We start from the raw sequence: 8,959 nt of genomic DNA on the forward strand, positions 1-8,959 counted from the left end.
GGAAGGGGTGGCCACATAAACCTGATTGAAATGGAAAGCCCACAGCGAAGCGAGGACTTGGAATGAAAAGCAGGAGCATACATATATAGTAGCACGGAACCTGCTTTACTAAAAAAGAAGATATTTTATACTTCCGAAGTTATCCGCTCGCTTTGCCTCCTTTGAAACTTCGGAAGTATTTTGTAAATTGGTGATATGCTACAGGTTAAACAATGGTGCAATGATTTAGTCGGTTTGTTATTTCCAAGCCTCTGTAATGCCTGTGGTGTAACATTGTACCATAGCGAACATTTGATCTGCACGAAATGCCTCTACGACCTACCCTTTACAGACTATCATCAACATGCAGAAAACAGGGTTGCAAAACAACTGTGGGGCAGAGTGCCACTAAACGCCGCCATGGCAATGCTGTATTTTAGAAAAGCGGCAAAGGTTCAGAACCTGATCCATAACCTAAAATATAACGGAAGAACAGATGTTGGTGTTCTATTAGGAAACATGCTTGGCGAAAGATTAAAAACGAGCGTGATTTACCAGGATGTTGATTTAATTATCCCTGTTCCTTTGCACCATAAAAAATATAAGCATAGAGGCTACAACCAGTGCACTTTTATTGCTGAAGGTATAGCGCATGAAATGGAAATAGAATTCAGCGAAGAAATTTTAATACGCAATAAGGCTACCGAAAGTCAGACCAAAAAGAGCAGATACAACCGTTACGAAAATATGCAGCACATCTTTGGTATCAATAATGCATCATATATTATTGGTAAACATATTTTATTGGTTGATGATGTAATTACAACAGGCGCTACTTTGGAGGCCTGCACCGATGAACTCTTAAAAAATGGAGCATCGAAAGTGAGTATTGCTGCACTGGCCTTTGCCGAATAACCTTATTATACTTTGAGGCTATTGCAACTACTCTAACATTTGTCTAAGTTTGGTTTATGCGTTCGAATATTACCCTGGTGTTATTGATCTTATTGCTTATTACGGCTTGCCGAAAAGGGGAGCGTATAACCACCGATCCAAATGCCAAGTTGACCATCGCAAACAAAAGTGTTTTATTCGATGTGATTTTTACTTCATTAGGCTCTACTACCAGGCGCATAAAAATTGAAAATAGAAATAATAATGCTGTAAAAGTTTCGGATATCAGTCTGGCAGGAGGGAGTGCTTCGGCTTTTAACATCAATATAAATGGAGAAAATACACTTAATAAAACCGACCTTGTTATAAACGGTCAGGATTCGGTTAATCTTTTTATAAAGGTTACGATTAATCCTACGGCAGAGAACCTGCCATTTTTGGTTCAGGATTCTATTATATTAAATACGAATGGCAATAGGCAGGTTATACAGCTTTTAGCTTATGGCCAAAATGCGGTGTTTGTTAACGAACCTGCAATTAACAGCAATACCGTTTGGACAAAATCTCTACCCTACGTTATCAGTGGTTCGCTAACGGTTATGAATGGGTATTCATTAACCATCCAGCCAGGCACAAAAGTTTATTTCCATAAAGATGCCAACTTAAATATTGAAGGCAGCTTATTGGTTAACGGGACTGTTGCCGAACCAGTGTTATTTTGCAGCGATAGGTTAGAAAAACTATACAATGACGAACCGGGGCAATGGAAAGGCATTTTTCTAAAAAGAACAGGTAATGGGATTATCAAAAATGCGGTTATTAAAAATGCTTCTGTGGGTATCACATCTGATTCGTTATCGCTTAATGCCAACCCAAAATTGATTTTGAACGGGAGTATTATCAAAAACATGCAGGTGGCAGCCTATATTGGTTACCATTCGGAACTATTTGCCTTTAACAATGTGATGTATAATTGTGGCAATTACCTGATTTACGCTGTTGGTGGAGGAAACTACAACCTTAAACAGAATACATTTGCAGGCTATAATTTAAATTTTCCGCGCAAAACGGCTTCGCTTAGCTTTTCTGATTATTTATCGGCTAATGCCTATAACAAGCTGCAGCTCGATTTAACAAATAATATCATTTATGGCAGCTTAAGCAATGAGCTGGATATCCAAAAGAAAACCAGCGCCGTGATGCAGCTGAATCTGTGGAACAATTTACTTAGAACAACCAACAACACCTATAATGCCAACGGCAATATCTTAAACATCGATCCGGCCTTTATTAATAAGGATATGGAAAATTTTGAAGTTTCGGCAACCAGCCCTGTGAGAAAAAAAGGTGCCGATCTAAGTAATGATCCTTATTTTTCTGATTATCTCAATAAAGACATAAAAGGCAACAAAAGAATTTCTCCCTCAACTTTAGGGAGTTACGAGAAATAATCACTTTTTTTCATCTTTTCTGAAACTTTTCGGGCTTAACTTCCGTTTATATATTCGAGAGCGTTAATTTAGATGGTAAGGGTCGATATTTCTTCTAAAGAATATCGGCCCTTTACTTTTATTAGGATTATTATGATTTTGGGATTGTAGGATTGGCACTCAATTTCTGTTAGATCAGTTTTAATTATCCCTGTCTCAGTAGCTTTTATTTTTTGAAAGGCAGCGTTATTGCCCATGGCCGCCATCAGCCCCGCTTTTCTCACACGCGATCGTCATGCTGAATTTATTTTATTAGCTGTTTTTATTGTTTTTAAAGGTCTAATAGCTACTTCGTGGTCAGCATCTTTCTTGCAAAATAGACCCTGAAATGAATTCAGGGTGACGGCTGTGAATTAAATATCTAAAATACATCTTCTAGAGGCGCGTAATCAATTCAATGCCAATATAATTTACTTTTTCCTAAATTTAAGAATGATCAGAAAGATCGTTACATTTTGTAACCAAAAAAGCAGCTACAAATTAATGCAACTGCTTTATCTATTTGTTTTGTTGTAAAATTATTCTACGGTTACCGATTTGGCAAGGTTTCTTGGCTGATCTACGTTACAGCCTCTCATCACTGCAATATGGTACGATAGTAACTGAAGCGGAATGGTAGCCAATAATGGCAAGAATGCTTCGTTTGCATCAGGAATTTCTATACAGTAATCGGCCATTTTCTTCACCTCTGTGTCGCCCTGCGTAACAATGGCAATTACTTTACCTTTACGTGCTTTTACCTCCTGGATATTACTGATTACTTTTTCGTAAGATGAATTTTGCGTTGCGATAAAAACCACGGGCATTTCTTCGTCGATTAAAGCGATAGGTCCGTGTTTCATTTCTGCAGCTGGATAACCTTCTGCATGGATGTATGAAATTTCTTTTAGCTTAAGAGCACCTTCTAATGCTACCGGGAAACCGCTGCCCCTACCTAAGAACAAACAGTTGGTAGAATCTTTAATTTTTTCTGCAACTTCTTTGATCAGATCGTTCGATTCTAAAGCAACCTGGATTTTTTCAGGGATATGATCAAGCTCGGTTAAAAGTTCGATCAGTTTCGAAGTTGTAATGGTTCCTTTTTGCTGGGCCATGTAAAAGGCCATTAACGTTAAAACCGTTACCTGTGCGGTAAATGCCTTCGTAGAGGCTACTCCGATTTCTGGTCCGGCATGGGTATAAACACCAGCATGGGTTAAACGCGGGATTGATGCGCCTGCGACATTACAGATTCCAAAAATAGTTGCACCCCGTTCTTTAGCCATTTCGATGGCAGCCATGGTATCGGCAGTTTCACCCGATTGTGAAATGGCAATTACCACATCCTTTTCAGTTATAATTGGATTCCTATATCTGAATTCAGAGGCATACTCTACTTCAACTGGGATACGGGCATACTCTTCAATCAAATATTCCCCAACCAAGCCTGCATGCCACGATGTTCCGCAGGCCACGATGATGATCCTGTCGATATTTTTTAATTTTTCGGCAAACTCTTTAATCCCTCCGAGCTGCACCTTACCTTCTTCGGGATAAATACGACCACGCATACAATCTTTGATCGAACGTGGTTGCTCGTAAATCTCTTTCAGCATGAAATGATCAAAACCACCTTTTTCGAGCATTTCCAATTTCAGCTGTAACTCCTGGATCAAAGGCGTTTGTACCACATTATCCAAACGTTTAACTAAAAGATCATTTCTGGTGATCAACGCAATTTCATTGTCGTTAAGATAAATTACATTTTTAGTGTATTCGATAATCGGTGTAGCATCCGACGCAATAAAATACTCTCCTGTACCAACACCAATTACCATCGGACTTCCTTTACGGGCAGCTATTAAACGATCAGGATGATCGCTGTCCATAATTACAATGGCATAGGCACCGATCACTTCCATTAAAGCCAAACGTACAGCTTCTAATAGATCTATGTTTTCTATTTTCTGGATCTCTTCGATCAGGTGGATCAAAACCTCCGTATCGGTGTCGCTTTTAAATTCGTGCCCACGGTTGATCAATTCTTCCTTTAACGTAGCGTAATTTTCGATAATACCATTATGTATAATAGAAAGTTTGCCATTATTTGAGGTATGCGGATGTGAGTTACGATCGGATGGAACACCATGGGTTGCCCAACGCGTATGCCCCATGCCAATTGTCCCGGTTTTATCCTGATCTTCGGCAAATTCTTCCAGAACAGCAACTTTACCGGCTTTTTTATAGATATGTTCTCCGCTATCGTTCATCAATGCAATTCCTGCACTGTCGTAGCCACGATATTCCAACCTTTTAAGTCCCTTAAGTACAATTGGCCAAGCTTCTCTATAGCCAATATAGCCTACAATTCCACACATAAATTATCTTACATTAATTCGCCAAATATATAAAACAAACGTTTGTTTTGCAGCATCAACACATAAAGAACTTTTGTTAAATGAAAAAGCAGCTACAAATTAATGTAACTGCTTTTAATATATGATTACTAAATCGAATTAGTTATACTTATTTATAAAGTGGAAATGCGCTTACCAGTTTGATTACTTCGGCTTTAACCGTATTTAGATTGTTTTCATCTTCCGGATTTGTTAAAACCCTATCGATTAATTCAACAATCTGCTCCATTTCTGCTTCTTTTAAACCGCGGGTAGTAATTGCTGCTGTACCTACACGGATACCAGAAGTTACAAATGGCGATTTATCATCAAATGGAACCATGTTTTTGTTCACGGTGATTTCTGCTTTTTCTAATGCATTTTCAGCTACTTTACCGGTGATGTTCTTATTGCGCAAATCGATCAACATTAAATGGTTATCGGTACCACCAGAAATAATACCGTAACCTTTAGCCACAAATGCTTTGGCCATTGCCTGTGCATTGGCCGCAACCTGTTTAATGTATGTTCCGTACTCATCGCTTAAAGCTTCGCCGAAAGCGATTGCTTTGGCTGCGATAATGTGCTCTAACGGGCCACCCTGTGTACCCGGAAAAACTGCCATATCAAGTAAATTGCTCATTAAACGGATTTCGCCTTTTGGCGTTTTTAATCCCCATGGGTTCTCGAAATCCTGTCCCATCATAATCATACCACCACGAGGACCACGTAAAGTTTTATGCGTAGTAGTAGTTACGATATGGCAATGTGGAAGCGGGTTGGCCAATAAACCTTTGGCGATTAAACCGGCTGGGTGAGAAATATCTGCTAAAACCAAAGCCCCAATTTTATCTGCTACCGAACGGATAAATGCATAATCCCACTCGCGCGAGTAAGCAGATGCACCACAGATGATCAATTTAGGTTTTTCGGCTAAAGCAACTTCTTCCAGTTTTTTATAATCGATTAACCCGGTTTCTTTTTCAACACCGTAAAATAATGGCTGATATAATTTACCTGAAAAGTTAACAGGCGAGCCATGGGTTAAGTGACCTCCGTGAGAAAGATCGAAACCCAATATTTTATCGCCCGGCTGCAGAACAGCAAGCATTACTGCCGCATTGGCCTGTGCACCAGAGTGCGGCTGAACATTTACCCACGCAGCACCGAACAATTCTTTTGCCCTATCGATAGCAATCTGCTCTACCACATCTACTACCTGGCAACCGCCATAGTAACGTTTTCCCGGTAAGCCTTCGGCATACTTGTTGGTTAATACCGATCCGGCAGCTTCCATTACCTGCTTGCTTACAAAGTTTTCTGATGCAATAAGCTCTAAACCATGCTCCTGGCGGTTTAATTCTTTATCGATAAGTTCAAAAATTTGGTTGTCGCGTGTCATTGTATATTTAGGTTTGTATTTTTTTTGCAAAAGTAAGAATTTCAAATTGAATTCAGGCCGGTTTAAGATAATGCTTTCACATTAAAGTTGTTAAAGCCGCTTCCGATGGTGATTTCCACGATCTGCTGCTGCAGCATTTCTAAAATAGCCAGGAAATTATAAACGAAATGCACTTTATTCTCCGAATTTTTAAGTACTAAAGCAAAATCAATCTGTTTATTGATATCGAGCAAATTGGCAATAAAATGTTTCTGCTGTTCGATGGTGTAGGGATACTGAACCACGGTATGTTTAACCTCTTCGCTGCGCAGTTCATATTTCTGCATGGTGCGGTGATACACGGTTAAAAGTTTATAGAGATCCAATGACAAAAGCTCGTCCTGATGGGAAGAAGATGCGGCAGCTTGGGTAAGATCGAATGCAATATTGCCCCGTTGATCCTGCTTTAAACGTTCTTCCTCAAAAACTTTCATTTCTTCGGCAGCAGATTTAAACTGCTTATAGGCGATCAGTCGGGCGATAAGGTCCTGTTCGGCATTAATTTCGTTACCGGCTTCATCAACTTCGATCCTTGGCAGGAGCATTTTAGATTTAATACGCATTAAGGTTGCTGCAACCAAAATAAACTCGCTGGCTACTTCTACATTTAAAGCAAGTAATTGATGGATATAAGCCAAAAAATCGTTTGTAATTTTTGCAATCTCTACATCCTGGATATTAAGTTCGTCGCGTTCGATAAAGAACAGCAACAGATCGAAGGGACCTTCGAATACCGGAAGCTTTATTTCAAAATTCTCTGCCTGCATTTGGAGGGACAAACATAGCGAAAATTTCAGGTCTTAACAATCTGGCCTTTAGCTCAAATGAAAAGGTATTTTTAACGTATTCCGCAAAACGCTTACCGCTAACCCACTAATCACTAACCGCTTAACCATCAATAATAAACAATCATTTTTCTCTTCTATATTAAAACAAAATTACCTTACTTTGTATCTTGTTTTTTACCATAAATTTCGAATGCAAGTAAAAGCTGGCCCTCTGCTATCAAAAATCAACTATCCCGCTGATTTGAAGCAATATAGCGAAACTGACTTAGAACAGATAAGTCAGGAATTACGACAATATATTATTGATGTAGTAAGCGTAAACGGTGGTCATTTTGGCGCCAGTTTAGGCGTTGTTGAATTAACGGTTGCGCTCCATTATGCGCTAAATACGCCTTATGATAAATTGGTATGGGATGTAGGTCATCAGGCTTATGGCCATAAAATTTTAACCGGCCGTAGAGATCTGTTCCACACCAATCGTGTATATGGTGGTATTAGTGGTTTCCCGAAAATTTCGGAAAGCGAATATGATACGTTTGGCGTTGGCCACTCATCAACCTCTATTTCTGCTGCATTGGGTATGGCAGTTGCCTCGCAGTTAAAAGGCGAAACAGACAGGCAACATGTTGCCGTTATCGGCGATGGTGCCATGACAGCTGGTTTAGCTTTTGAAGGCTTAAACCACGCAGGGATCGAAAACAGCAATGTGCTTGTAATCCTGAATGATAACTGCATGTCAATCGATCCGAATGTAGGTGCGCTTAAAGAATATTTAACTAGCATTACCATTTCGAAATCGTACAACCGTTTCCGTGATGATATTTCTCAGGTGCTTACAGGACTTTCTAAATTGGGTCCGAATGCGCATAAATATGTTAAAAAGATAGAGAAAAGCATTAAGGGAACGCTGCTTAAACAAAGCAATTTATTTGAAGCCTTAAACTTTAGGTACTTCGGTCCTGTTGATGGACATGATGTAAAACGTCTGGCCCAAGTTATTAAAGATTTATCGGCCATACCAGGTCCTAAACTTTTGCATTGCATTACTGTAAAGGGTAAAGGCTTTGCCTTGGCCGAAAAAGACCAAACCAAGTGGCATGCTCCAGGTTTATTTGATAAGATTACTGGTGAAATTAAAAAGAGTGTTCCTGATAAACCTCAGCCGCCAAAATATCAGGATGTTTTCGGACATACCATGGTAGAACTTGCCGAGGCTAACGATAAAATTGTGGGTATTACCCCAGCCATGCCATCAGGTTCATCATTAAATATTATGATGAAAGCGATGCCAAAGCGCGCATTTGATGTTGGGATTGCCGAGCAGCATGCGGTAACTTTTTCTGCCGGTTTAGCTGCACAAGGTTTAGTTCCTTTCTGCAATATCTATTCGAGCTTTATGCAAAGGGCGTACGATCAGGTGATCCACGATGTAGCCATCCAGAAACTGAATGTGGTTTTTTGTTTAGACAGGGCAGGCCTGGCTGGTGCAGATGGTGCCACACACCACGGTGCTTATGATATTGCTTATATGCGGTGTATTCCTAATCTGGTTATTTCTTCGCCTATGAATGAAGAAGAACTGCGTAACCTGATGTTTACGGCACAACAGGAAAATGTTGGCCCATTTGTAATTCGTTATCCACGTGGTAATGGTGTAATGCCAGATTGGAAAAGGCCTTTTAAGGCTTTGGAAATTGGCAAAGGACGTAAGATATGTGATGGAGAGGATGTAGCTTTACTAACCATTGGCCATGTAGGTAATTTCGCAGTTGAAGCACGTGCAGAATTGAACAGCGAAGGTTTTTATCCAGCGCACTACGACCTCCGTTTTGTTAAACCGCTAGATGAAGCTTTATTACACGAAGTATTTGCCAAATATAAACATGTAATCACAGTAGAAGATGGCTCGTTACCAGGCGGAATAGGCTCTGCAGTGTTAGAGTTTATGGCCGATCATGGTTACAACGCCAACGTAATCCGTTTAGGCATTCC

At 39.8% G+C, this 8,959-nt stretch carries 6 protein-coding genes; 3 read left to right on the plus strand and 3 right to left on the minus strand.

Translation table 11 applies throughout. From position 1 onward, the window contains the following. Positions 1-195 precede the first annotated feature (195 nt). Positions 196-894, plus strand: a complete 699-nt coding sequence (locus B2V92_RS21785) for a ComF family protein (RefSeq protein WP_293312110.1) — start codon at positions 196-198, stop codon at positions 892-894. A gap of 56 nt (positions 895-950) precedes the next feature. After that, positions 951-2,324 carry a hypothetical protein gene (locus tag B2V92_RS21790; RefSeq protein ID WP_293312111.1) on the plus strand — a complete coding sequence of 458 codons (1,374 nt, stop codon included), beginning with the start codon at positions 951-953 and terminating at the stop codon, positions 2,322-2,324. A gap of 557 nt (positions 2,325-2,881) precedes the next feature. Here B2V92_RS21790 and glmS read toward each other — a convergent pair. From glmS to B2V92_RS21805, 3 genes are all read right to left on the minus strand, one after another. Beyond that, complete coding sequence (gene glmS, locus B2V92_RS21795; protein ID WP_293312112.1) at positions 2,882-4,720, minus strand: glutamine--fructose-6-phosphate transaminase (isomerizing); 1,839 nt, start codon at positions 4,718-4,720, stop codon at positions 2,882-2,884. A 148-nt stretch (positions 4,721-4,868) separates the two neighbouring features. Then, positions 4,869-6,140, minus strand: coding sequence for a serine hydroxymethyltransferase (glyA, locus tag B2V92_RS21800; protein ID WP_293312113.1), 1,272 nt, complete (start codon positions 6,138-6,140; stop codon positions 4,869-4,871). 62 nt (positions 6,141-6,202) lie between these two features. Then, positions 6,203-6,946, minus strand: coding sequence for a segregation and condensation protein A (locus B2V92_RS21805; protein WP_293312114.1), 744 nt, complete (start codon positions 6,944-6,946; stop codon positions 6,203-6,205). A gap of 211 nt (positions 6,947-7,157) precedes the next feature. Between B2V92_RS21805 and dxs the strand changes: the two genes are divergently transcribed. Continuing rightward, positions 7,158-8,959: 1-deoxy-D-xylulose-5-phosphate synthase (dxs, locus tag B2V92_RS21810; protein WP_293312115.1), on the plus strand; the 1,802-nt coding region annotated here is incomplete at its 3' end.

The sequence above is a fragment of the Pedobacter sp. UBA5917 genome (genome assembly GCF_002432345.1).
GTDB lineage: Bacteria > Bacteroidota > Bacteroidia > Sphingobacteriales > Sphingobacteriaceae > Pedobacter.

Excerpts from the sequence above, each read along its gene's own strand:
- glyA (WP_293312113.1), bottom strand. The coding sequence starts at position 6,140 with ATGACACGCGACAACCAAATTTTTGAACTTATCGATAAAGAATTAAAC.
- B2V92_RS21805 (WP_293312114.1), bottom strand. The coding sequence starts at position 6,946 with ATGCAGGCAGAGAATTTTGAAATAAAGCTTCCGGTATTCGAAGGTCCC.
- glmS (WP_293312112.1), bottom strand. The coding sequence starts at position 4,720 with ATGTGTGGAATTGTAGGCTATATTGGCTATAGAGAAGCTTGGCCAATT.
- B2V92_RS21785 (WP_293312110.1), top strand. The coding sequence starts at position 196 with ATGCTACAGGTTAAACAATGGTGCAATGATTTAGTCGGTTTGTTATTT.
- B2V92_RS21790 (WP_293312111.1), top strand. The coding sequence starts at position 951 with ATGCGTTCGAATATTACCCTGGTGTTATTGATCTTATTGCTTATTACG.